Origin of the sequence: Pseudomonas sp. CFBP 8772, assembly GCF_014841665.1 — a bacterium.
Taxonomy (GTDB): Bacteria; Pseudomonadota; Gammaproteobacteria; order Pseudomonadales; family Pseudomonadaceae; genus Aquipseudomonas; species Aquipseudomonas graminis_B.
Window position 1 is genome coordinate 1 of sequence record NZ_JACYUI010000017.1, and the last position, 15,758, is coordinate 15,758.

At 60.1% G+C, this 15,758-nt stretch carries 15 protein-coding genes and 1 pseudogene; 7 read left to right on the forward strand and 9 right to left on the reverse strand.

The genetic code is table 11. The features are described from left to right. Positions 1-120: 120 nt before the first annotated feature. Both IFT99_RS24140 and IFT99_RS24145 read right to left on the reverse strand, forming a co-directional pair. Positions 121-735, reverse strand: coding sequence for a hypothetical protein (locus IFT99_RS24140; RefSeq protein ID WP_192135620.1), 615 nt, complete (start codon positions 733-735; stop codon positions 121-123). 219 nt (positions 736-954) lie between these two features. Then, entirely contained in the window at positions 955-1,983 is a 1,029-nt protein-coding gene (locus IFT99_RS24145) for an alpha/beta fold hydrolase (protein ID WP_192135622.1), read from the reverse strand. Between the two features lie 323 nt (positions 1,984-2,306). On the opposite strand from IFT99_RS24145, the gene IFT99_RS24150 reads away from it, so the two are divergent. Next, entirely contained in the window at positions 2,307-4,046 is a 1,740-nt protein-coding gene (locus tag IFT99_RS24150; RefSeq protein ID WP_192135623.1) for a dipeptidase, read from the forward strand. A 70-nt stretch (positions 4,047-4,116) separates the two neighbouring features. On the opposite strand, the gene IFT99_RS24155 is transcribed toward IFT99_RS24150, so the two are convergent. The 6 genes and pseudogenes from IFT99_RS24155 to galU form a co-directional block, all read right to left on the reverse strand. Beyond that, positions 4,117-4,422 (reverse strand): DUF1883 domain-containing protein, encoded by a 306-nt coding sequence (locus IFT99_RS24155; protein WP_122624847.1) that lies wholly within the window; start codon positions 4,420-4,422, stop codon positions 4,117-4,119. 227 nt (positions 4,423-4,649) lie between these two features. Then, a complete protein-coding gene (ahpF, locus tag IFT99_RS24160) occupies positions 4,650-6,212 on the reverse strand; it encodes an alkyl hydroperoxide reductase subunit F (protein WP_192135626.1) in 1,563 nt (520 codons plus the stop codon). 157 nt (positions 6,213-6,369) lie between these two features. Further along, on the reverse strand, positions 6,370-6,933 hold the full coding sequence (gene ahpC, locus IFT99_RS24165) for an alkyl hydroperoxide reductase subunit C (RefSeq protein ID WP_065987199.1): 564 nt from the start codon (positions 6,931-6,933) through the stop codon (positions 6,370-6,372). A 247-nt stretch (positions 6,934-7,180) separates the two neighbouring features. After that, positions 7,181-8,842, reverse strand: a pseudogene (locus IFT99_RS24170) (ATP-binding protein); the annotation flags it as partial. A 159-nt stretch (positions 8,843-9,001) separates the two neighbouring features. Next, positions 9,002-10,357 (reverse strand): glutathione-disulfide reductase, encoded by a 1,356-nt coding sequence (gene gorA / locus IFT99_RS24175; protein WP_192135633.1) that lies wholly within the window; start codon positions 10,355-10,357, stop codon positions 9,002-9,004. A gap of 147 nt (positions 10,358-10,504) precedes the next feature. Beyond that, on the reverse strand, positions 10,505-11,335 hold the full coding sequence (galU, locus tag IFT99_RS24180) for a UTP--glucose-1-phosphate uridylyltransferase GalU (RefSeq protein ID WP_065987196.1): 831 nt from the start codon (positions 11,333-11,335) through the stop codon (positions 10,505-10,507). Between the two features lie 337 nt (positions 11,336-11,672). On the opposite strand from galU, the gene IFT99_RS24185 reads away from it, so the two are divergent. Together IFT99_RS24185 and IFT99_RS24190 are read left to right on the forward strand one after the other, a co-directional pair. Next, entirely contained in the window at positions 11,673-11,858 is a 186-nt protein-coding gene (locus tag IFT99_RS24185; RefSeq protein ID WP_065987194.1) for a hypothetical protein, read from the forward strand. Positions 11,859-12,060: 202 nt separating this feature from the next. Further along, on the forward strand, positions 12,061-12,342 hold the full coding sequence (locus IFT99_RS24190; protein WP_065987192.1) for a hypothetical protein: 282 nt from the start codon (positions 12,061-12,063) through the stop codon (positions 12,340-12,342). A gap of 57 nt (positions 12,343-12,399) precedes the next feature. Here the strand turns inward: IFT99_RS24190 and IFT99_RS24195 are convergent, their stop codons facing one another. Then, positions 12,400-12,756 (reverse strand): hypothetical protein, encoded by a 357-nt coding sequence (locus IFT99_RS24195; RefSeq protein WP_065987190.1) that lies wholly within the window; start codon positions 12,754-12,756, stop codon positions 12,400-12,402. A gap of 203 nt (positions 12,757-12,959) precedes the next feature. Here IFT99_RS24195 and IFT99_RS24200 point away from each other — a divergent pair, with 203 nt between their 5' ends. The 4 genes from IFT99_RS24200 (at position 12,960) to IFT99_RS24215 (ending at position 15,696) form a co-directional block, all read left to right on the forward strand. Beyond that, positions 12,960-13,265 (forward strand): DUF1883 domain-containing protein, encoded by a 306-nt coding sequence (locus tag IFT99_RS24200; protein ID WP_037010615.1) that lies wholly within the window; start codon positions 12,960-12,962, stop codon positions 13,263-13,265. An 80-nt stretch (positions 13,266-13,345) separates the two neighbouring features. Then, positions 13,346-13,525: a hypothetical protein gene (locus IFT99_RS24205; RefSeq protein ID WP_192135636.1), complete on the forward strand. Its 180-nt coding sequence runs from the start codon at positions 13,346-13,348 to the stop codon at positions 13,523-13,525. Positions 13,526-13,556: 31 nt separating this feature from the next. Next, the gene (alkB, locus tag IFT99_RS24210; protein WP_446731154.1) at positions 13,557-14,234 is read left to right on the forward strand and encodes a DNA oxidative demethylase AlkB; all 678 of its coding nucleotides are present in this window, start codon (positions 13,557-13,559) and stop codon (positions 14,232-14,234) included. Between the two features lie 211 nt (positions 14,235-14,445). After that, positions 14,446-15,696 carry an IS256 family transposase gene (locus IFT99_RS24215; protein WP_192135643.1) on the forward strand — a complete coding sequence of 417 codons (1,251 nt, stop codon included), beginning with the start codon at positions 14,446-14,448 and terminating at the stop codon, positions 15,694-15,696. The last annotated feature ends 62 nt before the right edge of the window (positions 15,697-15,758 follow it).

A 15,758-nucleotide genomic window follows, 5' to 3' on the forward strand; every position in this document is an offset into this window, starting at 1 on the left:
GACGAAGTCGGGCCAAACCGAGAGCAAGCACCCTTGGTTACTTGGGGTGCTTTTCCAAGTAACTCGCCGAAGGCGAAATGTCTGCCGTTAGGCAGACGCCCTTGATCTAAACACAAACAATCAGGCCATCTCCGCCTTTGCCATGGCGATCCTGGTCTTCACCTCCCGCTCAGCGACCTGCTGATCCGTCTTCTGCTTCTGCAGCTCAGTCACCTGCTTGTCCACCGCCGCCTGCTCCTGCGGCGTCATGGCGTCGTATTCCGCCTTGCTGACGCCCGTCAACCGCTGCCGCACCTTCTCCGCGTCGGTCTGGTTCATGTAGGACAGAAACTGATCCTTCACCGAACCCACGTCATCAGAACCCGCCGCGCCATCACTGGCCGCCAGATCATCAGAGACCGTCTTGCTGACACTGTCAGACGACGCGACCTGCTTGTCAGCGCTGGACACAAACGCCGCAGCGGCGGCTGCCTTGTCATCGTCCGTCACCGACGACGCCGTGTTGGCCCCCGCTGCCTTCAGGTTCACCATCATCTTGGCAAACGACTCGTCGTAGCCCTGCTTGCCCTCGTTGCTGCTTTGCGCCGCGCCTTCGCCATTGCTCGCAATCGCCGCCACGGGTGTGGCGGCGCCGGCCATGGCGCTGGTGTAGGCGTCCGTGTCCGTCGTGGCGTAATGGGTGTGGCTCACGGCTTTTGACACGAACTGCTGGATAGCACTGTTGCCGATCAACATCTTTCACCTCCTGTTCAGGTTGTCCGATGTACCCCGACAGCAGCAAAACCGATGCCATCCAGCCTGTCCTCCCTGAAAGACCCGTCAACACGGGCCTGCGGACCCAGCGTCAAGCCATGAAGGGCCGCCATGATCGACAATGCTTGCCGTCTGCGGCAGATCCTCGCCGCCGGCTTGCCGTATCGGCCAGCGCGCTGCTGACAACCCGAGGCCGCCGCCCTATTTGAGAAACGCCTTCACCGCCTCATTCACCTGGCCCGCCTCACACGCCGGCGCCATGTGTCCGCAATCGCTGTTGAGTACCAGCAACTGCGCGCGCTTTTGGGCGGCCAGCGCCTTGGAAGGCGCCGGGTCGACCATGCGGTCCTGCTCGGAGGTGATGATCAACAGCCGCGCTTTGATTTTCCCGGCCAGTGCGGCCATGTCGCCGTGACGCAACAGATCGAACGACGTCATCGCCTGCAATTGCCGGTACCAGTCGACCGTGCTGAAGGACTGATTGCTCGCGGTGGCGGGCAACGTGCCGGCAGGTGAGGGACCGGTGCCGACGGTCTTGGCCGCCCTGTGTCCCGGCGTCCACAGATAACCGTTGTGTATCGCCGCGAGCTGTTTGAAAGCCGTGCCCGGCGCATAGTTGCCGTCGTTCCAGCCGGGCGCGCGTTCGATGGCGGCCAGTTCTGCATTCCAGGCCTGCAGGTCGCGTTCGGTCGGGTGAGGCGTGCCGACGATGGTCACCACCTTGCTGGCGAAGTCCGGGTACATCACCGCCCACTGCAACGCCTGCATGCCTCCCATGGAAATGCCGACGATGGCGTGGGCGTGATCGATGCCCAAGTACATGGCCAGCAACCGATGCTGCGCCTTGACCATATCGCGGATGCCGAACTGCGGAAACTTCAGGCGCGGCGCAATCGGGCTGTTGGACGGCGAGCACGACACGCCATTGCCGATGGCGTCCATCGCCACCACGTACCAGCGATTGGTGTCGACCAACTTGCCGGGGCCGATCATGTCGGCCTGGTCGGACGTCCGCCCGGCCAGCCAGGTAGTCACCAGCACGACGTTATTGCGATCTTCTGCCAGCGTGCCGTAGGTGCGATAAGCCAAGTCGCAACGCGAGATCTTGCCGCCGGTCATGTTCAACGAGCCAATGTTCACCCGTTGCTGCTCTGCCGCCTGGCAGATGCCCACACTCATCATGACCAGCAACGCACACAGCGTCCGGTCAGCGTAATGACGCAGTTTCATGGAATTCCTTAGTGATAAAGCCGGGCGTGATAGCGCCTGAAAGATTTGCGGCTCCGGAAAACCATGTACATCAACACCATGCCGTCGCGCTGCGCCATCAGCGTAGACGGTTATGCCGTATGAGCGAGGCCGCTTCACGACTATTTTTTCAGGCCATTCAATAGCCTGAGTCATTTACGGTTGTGCGCCGCTTTCACCCGTCAAGGCGACAGATATCAGCATGAGGACTCCCCCTGCTCCACCGGCGATGGTAGCGTGCGGTGGTTTCTGATCGAAGGATCAGACCTTTCTCTCAACATGCCTGCCAAGGAATGCCCCACCCAATGGACTTTTCGCTCAAGCACCTCACCGCCGCTACATTGATGTTCGCCGGCGTCTGCGCCTTCACACCCGCTGCCTTTGCCAACCTCACCGCGCAACAGAGCAGCACGATTGTCACCACCTTCAAGGAAAACGCCGTCACTGATTTCCGCCAGTTCCTCAAGACCGTCAGCACCACCGACGTGGTCAAGGCGGCGGGCATCGAGCCGGCGATCAGCGCCTTCCTCGCCAATAAAAAACTGTCCGCCGATGAGCAGAACGATATCCATCGCCTGTTGGGGGTTTATGCGCGGGTGAAATACGGCAGCGCCGCCACCGAAACCCTGCGCGAACTGGTCGCCATTCCCACGTTCCAGACCGCTGGCGTCGCGCAACACGACAACCCCGCGTTCATCAAGATTGCCGAGAAAATCAAAACCCTCGCCCAGTCGTTCAACCTGACCTTCCGCAATATCGACAACCGCGTGTACGAGGTTTCCCTTGAGGGTTCAAGCCCTGAAGTGGTGGGGATTCATGCCCACGCCGACGTCGTTCCGGTCACCCTGGAAAACTGGGTGCTGGCTGACGGCACCCGCCTCGATCCGTTCAAAGTGACCCTGATCGGCGACCGCATGTACGGGCGCGGCACCGAGGATGACAAGAACGGTATCGTCGTCGCGCTGTACGCCATGAAGGTGATCAAGGAAGAGAAGCTGCCCCTGGCGCGCAATTTCAAGCTGCTGATCGACACCACCGAAGAAACCTCCGGCGACGCCATTCCCTACTACTTCGAGCGCAACCCGACGCCGGCCTACAACCTGGCACTCGATGGCAGCTACCCGGTGGTGATCGCGGAAAAGGGCTACGGCACGGTCATGGCCAGCTTCCCCCGTCGCACCGCCGAAGGCGCGGGCGCGGAAATCACTTCGATGACCGGCGGCATGGCGACCAACCAGATCCCGTCAAAATCAGTCGTCACGCTGGTGAGCGAGCAGCCCGCTGAACTCGCCGCCGAGCTGCAGAAAGCCGGCGCTGAGTACGCCCAGCGCAACGGCGGCAACTTCAAGGTCGACGCAGAAGTCGCCGGCAAGGAGGTCAAGCTGACGGTCACCGGCGTCTCGGCGCACTCCTCCGAGCCCGAATCGGGGGTCAACCCGGTGGCGCGGATGCTCGATTTCATCAACGGTCTGGATGGCAAGGTCGCGCTCAAGCACAACGCGATCACCGACGCCGCGCGCTATGCCGCTGACAACTGGGGCCTTGATTACTTGGGCAGCAAACTGGGCGTCGGCTTCAGCGACGAGTTCATGGGCCCGCTGACGGCCTCACTGACCTACGTGGCGATGGACGACAAGGCCTTCAAGCTGGCGGTCAATCTGCGCGTGCCAAGGGGCAAATCGCCGGAAGCACTGAAAGCGGAAATCGCCCAGAAGCTGACCGCCTGGACCCAGCAGAGCCACATCACGCCGGGCTTCGATTACTCGATCGCCGAGCCGATGTACCGCAACCCTGAGGGCGAGTGGGTCAAGGCGCTGTTGGCCGTGGCCACCGAGAATCTGGGCATGGAGCACAAGTTCGGCACGTCCGCCGGCGCCACGTCAGTGCATGAGCTGCCCAACGGCGTGCAGTTCGGCCTGGCCAAACCCGACGTCAAATACACCGGTCACACCGACGCCGAGTTCAAGACCACCGAGCAGTTCCTGCTGGACTTGCAGATCGTCACCGAGATGATGGGCCGCATCGGTCAACTGCCGAAACTCTGACCACCCTGCCCCGGGGCCCGCTGCGGTGGCGGGCCTGATTCGCGCGACTGAAGATACGTACATCAGGGGCTCAGTGCTGAAGTTTCGAGCCAGTCCGACGCACGATCTTGATCGAGTGTTTGAGGTTGGGCTTGCGGGTCACGCTGATCGCCCGTTGGGTGACCGTGTCCAGGGTGATGTTCCAGAAGCCGGTGCTGGGCACCACGATTTTCGCCGGGAAGCGGTCGAAGGCGCCGCCGTGATAGGTGTGCCGACCGCCGTTCTTGAAACTGCGGAAGTTGGCATCACTCATGAGGCGGATATTGCAGGCGTTCGAGGACTCGATCACCACAATGTCGCCTTCATTCAGGTGTTCGCGTTGGTGGATGAATTTCACGGGGATCCCACGGCAGAGTTGAAAACGGCCGCGAGAATATCACGCAGGCCTGGCCCGGAAGGCGGTGCACACATGACCGCCTGAGCTACAGCCCAAAAAAAACCTCATGATCGCTCATGAGGTTTTTTTTCTGGCCCTTGGTTCAGAGGTATGGCAACCGACGCCTTCCCGGCTGAAGCCGGTCCTACGACACCGCATGAGCCAGCAGGACCAGTTTTAGCGAGGTATCACGCCGGGGCGCTGGTGCGGATCAGGTGGTCGAAGGCGCTGAGGGAGGCTTTGGCGCCCTCGCCGACCGCGATCACGATCTGCTTGTACGGCACGGTGGTCACGTCACCGGCAGCGAAGATGCCCGGGATCGACGTCTCACCGCGTGGGTCGATGATGATCTCGCCCCGTGGCGACAGCTCGATGGTGCCCTTCAGCCATTCGGTGTTCGGGAGCAGGCCGATCTGCACAAAGATACCTTCCAGCTCGATGGTGATGTCTTCACCGGTAAGGCGGTTCTTGTAGCGCAGGCCGTTGACCTTCTGGCCGTCGCCGGTGACTTCGCTGGTCAACGCGCTGGTCAGCACCGTCACGTTGGGCAGGCTGTGCAGCTTGCGTTGCAGGACCGCATCGGCGCGCAGATTGGCGTCGAATTCCAGCAAGGTGACGTGGGACACGATACCCGCCAGGTCGATGGCCGCTTCCACACCGGAGTTGCCGCCGCCAATCACCGCCACGCGCTTGCCCTTGAACAACGGACCGTCGCAGTGCGGGCAGTACGCCACGCCTTTGTTGCGGTACTGCTGCTCACCCGGCACATTCATTTCGCGCCAGCGTGCGCCGGTCGCCAGGATCACGGTCTTGCTTTTGAGCACGCCGCCGCTGGCGAACTTCACCTGATGCAGCTCACCGTTCTTGCCCGGAATCAGTTGCTCGCCGCGCTGCAGGTTGATGACGTCGACTTCGTACTGTTTGACGTGTTCTTCGAGGGCGACCACCAGCTTCGGCCCTTCGGTGTGCTGCATCGAGATGAAGTTCTCGATCGCCATGGTGTCCAGCACCTGGCCGCCGAAACGCTCGGCCGCCACAGCGGTGCGGATGCCTTTACGGGCAGCGTAGATCGCTGCGGAGGAACCGGCCGGGCCACCGCCGACGACGAGCACGTCGAACGCTTCTTTGCCATTGAGCTTGTCGGCCTGACGATCGCCGGCGCTGGTGTCGATCTTCGCCAGAATCTCTTCCAGGTTCATGCGGCCCTGACCAAACAGCGCGCCGTTCAGGTAGATGCTTGGGACGGACATGATCTGGCGGTCGGTGACTTCCTGCTGAAACAGGCTGCCTTCGATGGCGACGTGTTCCACGTTAGGGTTAAGAACAGCCAGCAGGTTCAGCGCCTGGACCACGTCCGGGCAGTTCTGGCAGGTCAGCGAGAAGTAGGTTTCAAACTTGAACTCACCGGTCAGGCCGCGGGCCTGTTCAATGGTGTCCTCGGAGGATTTGGACGGGTAGCCGCCGACTTGCAGCAGCGCCAGCACCAGCGAGGTGAATTCGTGACCCATTGGCAGACCGGCGAAACGCAGCTTGATGTCCTGGCCCGGGCTGTTCAGGGCGAAGGACGGCGTGCGTGCATCGCTGCCATTGGTGTCCAGGGTGATCTTGTCGGAGCTGCTGACGATGTCATTGAGCAGGGCCAGCATTTCCTGGGATTTTGCGCCGTCATCAAGGGACGCAACGATCTCGATCGGGCGAGTGATCCGCTCCAGGTAAGATTTCAACTGAGCTTTAAGATTGGCGTCCAACATGGTTCGGCTTCCTTCTTCACTTTCAGGTCTGGATACGTTCAAGATCTAGCGGGTTCTACAAAAAAAAACGCCCAGGCGATGACCGCCCGGGCGTTTTTTGGGGGCGATGCGGTTTACGTGCTCATGGGCTCATCGCCCCCGATCCGGTCATGACGACTTAGATCTTGCCAACCAGGTCCAGCGAAGGAGCCAGGGTGGCCTCGCCTTCTTTCCACTTGGCTGGGCAGACTTCGCCCGGGTGAGCAGCAACATACTGAGCCGCCTTGATTTTGCGCAGCAGCTCGGAAGCGTCACGGCCAACACCGCCGTCGTTCAATTCGACGATTTTGATTTCGCCTTCCGGGTTGATCACGAAAGTACCGCGGTCAGCCAGACCTGCTTCTTCGATCAGGACGTCGAAGTTGCGGGAGATTTTCAGGGTCGGGTCACCGATCATGGTGTACTGGATTTTGCCGATGGCTGGCGAAGTGTTGTGCCAGGCAGCGTGGGCAAAATGGGTATCGGTGGAAACGCTGTAGATTTCGACGCCCAGTTTCTGGAACTCGGCGTAGTTGTCCGCCAGGTCTTCCAGCTCGGTTGGGCAAACGAAGGTGAAGTCAGCCGGGTAGAAGAACACCACAGACCATTTGCCTTTCAGGTCGGCGTCCGACACTTCTACGAAGTTGCCGTTCTTGAAAGCAGTTGCCGTGAACGGTTTGACTTGGCTGTTGATGATAGGCATCAGTGAATCTCCTGAGGGTTGTGAAAATGGGGTGTTACAAATTCGATGGGGAGGATACTACGCAAAATCGTCAGCAGGGACTCATTGGCAAAGCTCATGCTTATGATTGGTTTTGACTATAAGGATGCTTTATTAATAGAAGACGTTGTTGGGCGGGTGCGGTTGGGTCACCCGCACTGTCGACCGGAAAGCTTCCCGGCTAAAGCCGGTCCTACGGATCCAGCCAGTCCTGGTGATCCAGCCAGTCCTAGGCTGCTGATTCGATCAGGCTTCGCACCCGCACGGCAAGTTCGTCGATGCTGAAGGGTTTGGTGAGTAAATCCATGCCATCGTCGAGGAAGTCACCACGCACTTCGGCCTCCCGCGCATAACCGGTCATGAACAAAACCTTCAGCCCCGGGCGATGCTGGCGTGCCACTTCTGCCAACTGGCGACCATTCAGCCCCGGCAGTCCCACATCCGTGACCAGCAGATCAACGGGCTCGGCTCCCTGCAAAGCCACCAGTGCCTCATGGCTGTCGCAGGCGACGTTCACGCGATAACCCAGCTCCTTCAACACATCCACCACCAGCATGCGCACCTCAGCCTCGTCCTCCACCACCAGCACGCGCTCGCCCAGGCCGGCGCGAGGCGGCTCGAAGCTGCGAGGGACGGCGGGGGGAAGCTCGGCAACCTCGTGGTGACACGGCAACAACAAGTCGATGCGCGTACCACGCCCTTCTTCGCTGGAAATGCTGACCCGGCCGCCGGTCTGGTTGATGAAGCCGTAGACCATCGACAGGCCCAGGCCAGTGCCCTGCCCGATCGGCTTGGTGGTGAAGAACGGATCAAAGGCCCGTGCGATAACCTCGCTGGACATGCCCAGCCCGGTGTCCTGCACACGAAGGCGCACGTAGTCGCCCGGCGCCAGCGCGTCCTGCAGCAGGGCAATGTGGGTCAGTTCGGTCTGGATCAATAACCGACCGCCATCGGGCATCGCGTCGCGGGCGTTGATGACCAGATTAAGCAACGCATTCTCGAGCTGATGCTCATCGGTGTTGGTCAGGCACGAGATCGTGTGCAGGTCGACTTCCAGCTCGATGCTTTCACCAATGGTCCGGCGCAGCAGTTCTTCCATCGACGTCACCATGTGGTTGACGTCCACCGGCCGCTGGTTCAGTGACTGGCGACGGGCGAACGCAAGCAGGCGATGGGTGAGCGACGCAGCGCGGTTGGCCGAGCCCATGGCGGCCTCGATGTAACGATCGATCTCCGACACGCGTCCTGCGGCGACCCGACGCTGAATCAGGTCCAGTGCGCCGAGCACGCCGGTGAGCATGTTGTTGAAGTCGTGGGCGATGCCGCCAGTCAGCTGGCCGATGGCGTCCATTTTCTGCGCGTGGCGCAAGGCCTCTTCAGCCTGGGCACGCTCACTGATTTCGACCTGCAGGCGCTCGTTGCTTTCGGCCAGTTCGCGGGTGCGCTCGGCGACGCGCTGTTCGAGGCTCTCGTTCAGCTCGCGCAGCGCGTCTTCGGCACTGACTTGGGCGGTGATGTCCGTGCTCGTGCTCAACCAGTGGATGATGCTGCCGCGCTCATCGCGGATCGGCAATGCGCGGGAGAGGAACCAGCGGTACTGGCCGTCCTTGCCGCGCAGCGGGAAGGTGTCCTCCCACAACGAGCCGGTGGCGAAGCAGCGCTGCAGACGTGATTCGACCCGCTGCCCATGGTCAGGGTGATGCAACGATCGCCAGCCCAGCGCCATCATCGCTTCGTATGAGGTGCCGGTGTAGCTGTACCAGCGTTCGTTGTACCAATGGATGTGACCGGCGGGGTCAGCGATCCAGGCCAACTGACTCATGTTGTCGGCGAGGCTGCGAAACTGCCGCTCACTCTCATCAAGCGCTTCGGTTCTGGAAAGCGCCTGGTCATCAGGTCCTGCTGGATTCAAGGGCATGGCTGCCGAAAAACTCGTGCTGGTCAAAGAGTGGGTCCGTCCCTAAAAACAATGGCTGGCCCGGCTCCCTCCATGGAGGCCGGACCGTTCACGTGTGCCGCGCGAGGCTTAACAACACGTGCCGGGTGATGCTTAGCGTGTCGGTGTGCGCATGGTGACGAATTCTTCCGCCGCCGTCGGGTGCACACCGATGGTGTCGTCGAAAATCTGCTTGGTGGCGCCGGCCTTGAGGGCGATCGCCAGGCTCTGAATGATCTCGCCGGCGTCCGGGCCGACCATGTGGCAACCCAGCACGCGATCGGTTTTGGCATCGACCACCAGTTTCATCAGGGTGCGCTCCTGATTATCGGTCAGCGACAGCTTCATCGGCCGGAACGTGCTTTCGAACACCTGCACCTCATACCCGTCCTTCATGGCTTCGGCCTCGGTGAGACCGACCGTGCCGATGTTCGGCAGGCTGAACACGGCAGTGGGAATGTGGCGGTAATCCACAGGGCGGTACTGCTCGGGCTTGAACAGGCGCCGCGCGACGGCCATGCCCTCGGCCAGCGCCACCGGCGTCAACTGCACGCGGCCGATGATGTCGCCGACGGCGATGATCGACGGCTCGGTGGTCTGGTAGTCACCGTTGACCTTGATGAAGCCCTTGTCATCCAGCTCGACGTTGACGGTGTCCATGCCCAGGTTGTCCAGCATCGGGCGGCGCCCGGTGGCGTAGAACACGCAGTCGGTGTTGAAACGGCTGCCGTCGTTCAGGCTCAGTTGCAAGGTGCCGTCGGCCAGCTTCTCGATGCTGTTGATCTCGGTTTTGAAACGAATGTCCATCTCGCGCTTGGCGAGTTCTTCGTGCAGATGGGTGCGCACGCTCTCATCGAAGCCGCGCAGGAACAACTCGCCGCGGTACATCAGCGAAACGTCAGCGCCCAGGCCGTTGAAGATCGAGGCGAACTCCACCGCGATGTAGCCGCCGCCGACCACGACGACGCGCTTGGGCATCTGCTCGAGGAAGAACACTTCGTTGGAGGTGATGGCGTGCTCGCGGCCCGGAATGTCCGGCACCTGTGGCCAGCCACCGGTGGCAATCATGATGTGCTCGGCCGTGTGAACCTGGCCGTTGATTTCGACTTCGTGGGGGCCGCGCAGGCGTGCATGACCTTCCATCAGTGACACGCCGCTGCTGTCCAGCAGCTTGCGGTAAACGCCATTGAGGCGGCTGATCTCGCGGTTCTTGTTGGCGATCAGGGTGGGCCAGTCGAAATGCGCCTCGCCACTGCTCCAGCCATAGCCTTTCGCCTGTTCGAAGTCTTCGGAATAGTGCGCGCCATAGACCATCAGCTTCTTCGGTACGCAACCGACGTTGACGCACGTGCCGCCCAGATAACGGCTCTCGGCCACGGCCACGCGCGCACCGAAGCCGGCGGAAAACCGCGCCGCCCGGACGCCCGCCGAGCCTGCGCCGATTACAAAAAGGTCAAAGTCGTAGCTCATCTGTCTCTCCTAAGCGATGCGCTAGCATAACCGCTTGAGCGCGCTCGGCAAGTTCCGCAGGGCAGAAACGACAAAGCCACCCGAAGGTGGCTTTGTCATACATACAGCGGCGTGGCAAAAGCCAGTACAACTGCTGTCATGTGCAGATTACAGTTCTTTGTAGAAATGCTCGAAGCAGAAGTTGGTGGCTTCGACGTAGCCGGCCGCACCACCACAATCGAAACGCGTGCCTTTGAATTTGTAGGCCAGTACGTTGCCTTCAGCAGCTTGCTTCATCAAAGCGTCAGTGATCTGAATTTCACCGCCTTTGCCCGGCTCGGTCTGCTCGATTTTCTCGAAAATGTCCGGGGTGAGGATGTAACGACCAATGATCGCCAGATTCGAAGGCGCATCTTCAGGCTTTGGCTTCTCGACCATGTCGGTCACGCGGAACAGGCCAGGCTTGATCTCTTCACCCGCGATCACGCCGTATTTGTGAGTCTGATCGGCAGGCACTTCCTGAATGGCGACGATCGAGCATTTGTACTGCTTGTGCAGCTTGACCATCTGCTCCAGGACACCGTCACCGCCGGGATTGACACACAAGTCATCTGCCAGAACCACGGCAAATGCTTCGTTGCCAATCAGAGGCCGGCCGCTGAGAATTGCGTGGCCCAGACCTTTCATTTCGGTTTGACGGGTGTAGGAGAAGCTGCATTCGTCGATCAGTTTGCGGATGCCGACCAGGTATTTCTCTTTGTCGGTGCCTTTGATCTGGTGTTCGAGCTCGTAGCTGATGTCGAAGTGGTCTTCCAGCGCGCGCTTGCCGCGGCCAGTAACGATGGAGATTTCGGTCAAACCGGCCTCCAAGGCCTCTTCTACGCCGTATTGGATCAGTGGCTTGTTAACAACTGCCAGCATCTCTTTGGGCATGGCCTTGGTCGCTGGCAAAAAGCGAGTGCCGTATCCGGCTGCAGGGAACAAGCATTTCTTGATCATATAAATCCTTGATGAGCTGGGGGTGTTGCGGCGCAGTCTAATGAGGCGGCGATAACCTTACAATGCCGCTACTGGCCGTTCGCTGCCTAGGTAGAGGAACGCTGACGCAGATAGTTCCGCAAATAGCTCAGCAACCCGCTGCCTCGCCACGCTTCACCCACTGATTATTGGAATTCCATGCTGTCCGTCATACGAGGGCATCCAGCGCCGCGTAACCGCCGTTCGGTGACCTTCGCAAGCGTAGCCCTGTTGGCCATCGCCCGTGGGAAATTGTGCGATTGCCCTTTGGCATTTGCCGATTATCATGGGCGCCTGAATCACTAATCGAGACAAGTCGATGTCTGAAGTCAAAAGCGTGAACGGGTACCAGATCAAGAAGCTCCAGGACGGCCAATGGTGGCTGGTCGGCCACGACGGTGAAGCCGTGGCAGGCCCGTTCTCCAGCGAAAGCAGCGCCATTGAAGTCGCCGCCGTATTCGAAGACACGCCAGCCCCGCGTCGTCGGGCTGACAAGAAAGACTGATCCCCTGGCCCGGCCAGCCCCGCAATGGGGCATGGCCCGGGCGCAGGTCGGGTCCAGCGGTGCTCATGCTCGGTTAACTCAGCGCGCGCACCCTGCAAAAAATGTCGGGTGATGCCGGAACGATGGCACCCACCCCAAGTCTGAGACTAGCAATCCCAAAGCAGCACACCCCACACCGGCCCTCACCGCGAAGCATTCCACCATGATCAAGATCTTATCCGTCATTGCTGTACTGGCCTTGACCGGTTGCGCGACTGCGCAGAACACCTACCTCAAAGACGGCAAACAGGCGTTGAGCATCGACTGCTCCGGCGAAGCCATGTCCTGGGCCGCTTGCTACGAAAAGGCTGACGCTTCCTGCGCGGGCACCGGTTATAACATCGTCAGCACCAACGGCACGCCGCAACCCAAGGAAGATGACAAGACCCTGGGTGTCGATGTCGGCAACTATAAAAACCGCACGGTGCTGGTGGTCTGCAAATAACGTTGCTGGCCGTTTACCGCTGTACCCACGTCACTTCCTGATGCTGTCTCAACCGCGTCATTCGCCCGAGATACAGGCCGTCACGGCGTGCTGCACGTCTTTGGGTCGCAGCGGGTTGTTCGACATGCGCTCGAACAGCTTGATCGAGCTGCCGCCGGAGCGGGTCTCGATGTCGACGATGGCAGCAGGATCACTGCTCAGCAGCTTCTGTGGAACGATGATGCGCAGGCCCTCCTTGTGCGGCTCAATCTGCGGCGGCTTGCGGCTGTCGGAGATGCGTCCGACAAAACACGCGGCATAATCCTTCGGCGACTTGCCGGACATCACACTCATGGTCGCCGGGGTGTGTTCAATGTCTGTGACTGTGGCGCAGCCGGTCATCGCCAGGGCCAGAATAACAACCGCCAATTTCATACAATCCCTCCAGTAAAGGTCCTTACGACAAGCCTGACCCGGATTAAATCCCGCACGCCTGCTTTTTTAACTGCCAGCGTTGGTGTCAGCGCTGCGCTGATTCGGGCTGAGGGCAGCGCAATAAAACCCGCCGGGATGATCAATGCCCAGGCTCGCCGTGCTATCGTTTCGGGTTTTCGAGAACGCTGTCTCCGGAGACACCCATGAAATTCGTTCACCAGCGCGAGCACCTTAACGAAGACGACATGGTCGTCATCGAGTGCTCCCAGCTTTGCAACATACGCCTGATGAGTGATGCCAACTTCCGCAGCTTCAAGAACGGCGGCCGTCACACCTACCACGGCGGCGCATTCGACCGTTTCCCTGCCAAGATCGCGGTGCCCAGCACCGGCTTCTGGAACATCACCATCGACACCGCTGGCCGCAAACTGGACAGCCATGGCGGGCGCAAAACCGCTTTCACCCATTCCATCAAGATCGTCCGCCGCTCGTCCTCGCGTCTGAGCTGATGGGCCATTGAACACCGGACGACGTGAAATCTTTGTGGTTTTTTTGCGAACATCCGGTCAGCGTTTCCAAGGAGTCAAATGTGAGCACCCCTGCCCCCGTCGTCAAATACGCGATCAGCTACAAGCTCAACGGCGAGCGTCGTTTCGAGTTTGCCCTGTTGCAGTCGCCTTCCGCCGATGAGGCCATGGCCGCCCTGCAGAAGATGCACGGCGACAGCACCGATGTCATCAGCGATGTGAAGGTCAGCAAAGCCCTGTAGCCGAAATCTGGATCGGGGAAAGCCCATGGTGATGCAGCGCAAAGGCACGACGCCGGCGACGTTTGATCTGTTCGCGGAGGATACGCCGCAGTTGCCTTCCCGGGAGCAGATCGGGCCGGAGTCGTTTGTGTTCCGTGGCTTCGCCCTGCCCTTTATCGAGCCATTGCTGCATGCGCTGGAGTCGGTTCTTGCGCAGGCGCCGTTCCGCAACATGGTCACGCCCGGTGGTTACACGATGTCGGTGGCGCTGAGCAGTTGCGGGGAGTTCGGCTGGACGACAGACCGAAGTGGCTATGCCTATTCTCCGGTCGATCCCATGACGGGTCAGCCGTGGCCGGCGATGCCCGAGGTTCTGATGGAGCTGGCGGTGGCGGCGGCCTCGGCGGCGGGGTTTGAGGGGTTTGTGCCGGATGCGTGCCTGATCAATCGTTATATTCCCGGGGCGAAGATGTCGCTTCATCAGGATAAGGATGAGCGCGGTTTGGAGTGGCCGGTGGTGTCGGTGTCGCTGGGGTTGCCGGCGATGTTTTTGTTCGGTGGTCATGGGCGCGGTGATCCGACTCAGCGGGTGCCGTTGTTTCATGGGGATGTGGTGGTGTGGGGCGGGGTTGATCGGTTGCGCTTTCATGGGGTGCTGCCGATTCGGCAGGCGGAGCATCCGGAGCTGGGGGAGCAGCGGATCAATTTTACGTTCCGTAAGGCGCGGTGAGGGGACTGGTGAGGGGACTGATTTATTTACAGCGCTTCATCGTAAATTAATCTGTCCCCGAGTGCGCTTGTCCCCGAGTGCGCGGTGCGGCTGAGAGGGGTCTGCCTAACGGCAGACATTTCGCCTCCGGCGAGTTACTTGATAAAGCCCCAAGTAACCGGGGGTGTCAGAAATTTTGTGTTCGGGCATAACATGAGTAAGAGGTGCATGTATGCCAACCAAAAAGAAACCTGCGTTACGCGAGCTACCAAAAATCCCTAAAGAGCTGCTCGAGCAGTTCGGCGGCGGATTGATGACCGCTGAAGCCATCGAGGACGCCTCCGCGGCGTTCAAGAAGGCGTTGATCGAGCGAGCCCTGAGTGCCGAACTCGGCCATCACCTGGGCTATCCGTCGGGCGCGCAGCGCCCGGAGGATGAAACTAACCAGCGTAACGGCAAAAGCGGCAAGACGGTTCTGACCGGGGATGGCCCGATCCGGCTGGATATTCCTCGCGACCGAGACGGTAGCTTTTCGCCCATTTTGATCCCCAAGCACGAGCGCCGTTACACCGGTTTTGACGACAAAATAATCGCCATGTACGCCCGAGGAATGACGGTCAGGGAAATCCGCGCTTTCCTCTCCGAGCAGTACGGTACGGACGTTTCGCCTGACTTCATCAGCTCTGTCACCGACGAGGTCATGGCTGAGATCGGTGCGTGGCAACAGCGGCCTCTGGAGCCGATGTATCCGGTTATTTTCTTCGATGCCCTGCGTGTCAAAATTCGCGAAGAAGGACTGGTGCGCAACAAGGCGATCTACTTGGCGCTTGGTGTTTTGCCTGGCGGCACACGCGACATCCTGGGCATCTGGATCGAAAATACCGAGGGCGCGAAGTTCTGGATGAAAGTATTCAACGACCTCAAAACACGCGGCGTTGAAGATGTGCTGATCGCCGTAACTGATGGGCTCAAAGGCATGCCAGAGGCCCTTGGCGCTGTCTTTCCAGCTACAACACTGCAAACCTGCATCGTCCATTTGATCCGTAATAGCCTTGATTACGTGGCTTGGGATAAGCGCCGCGAATTGGCCAAGGCGCTCAAGCCGATCTACCAGGCGGTCACCGCAGAAGCGGCCGAACAGGCGCTGGATGCGTTCGAAGCCGGGCCATGGGGCAAACAATATCCAACGGTAGTAGCTTCATGGCGGCGTGCGTGGGATCGCGTCATTCCATTTTTCGTTTTCCCGCCAGCAATCCGAAAGGTGATCTACACCACCAATGCCATCGAGAGCATCAACGCTCAGCTACGAAAGATCATCAAGACTCGCGGCCACTTCCCGACCGACGATGCAGCAACCAAACTGATCTGGCTGGGGCTGCGCAATATCACTGCAAACTGGGGCTCTGCGGCCCATGACTGGAAGAGTGCAATGAATCAATTTGCGATTCTGTACGGAGATCGATTTATCAGGCCGGCCTGGTAAGAGCACGGCCTGCCTAACGGCAGGCCGTAACCGGCCCGCACACAAAAAATCTGACAGTCCCA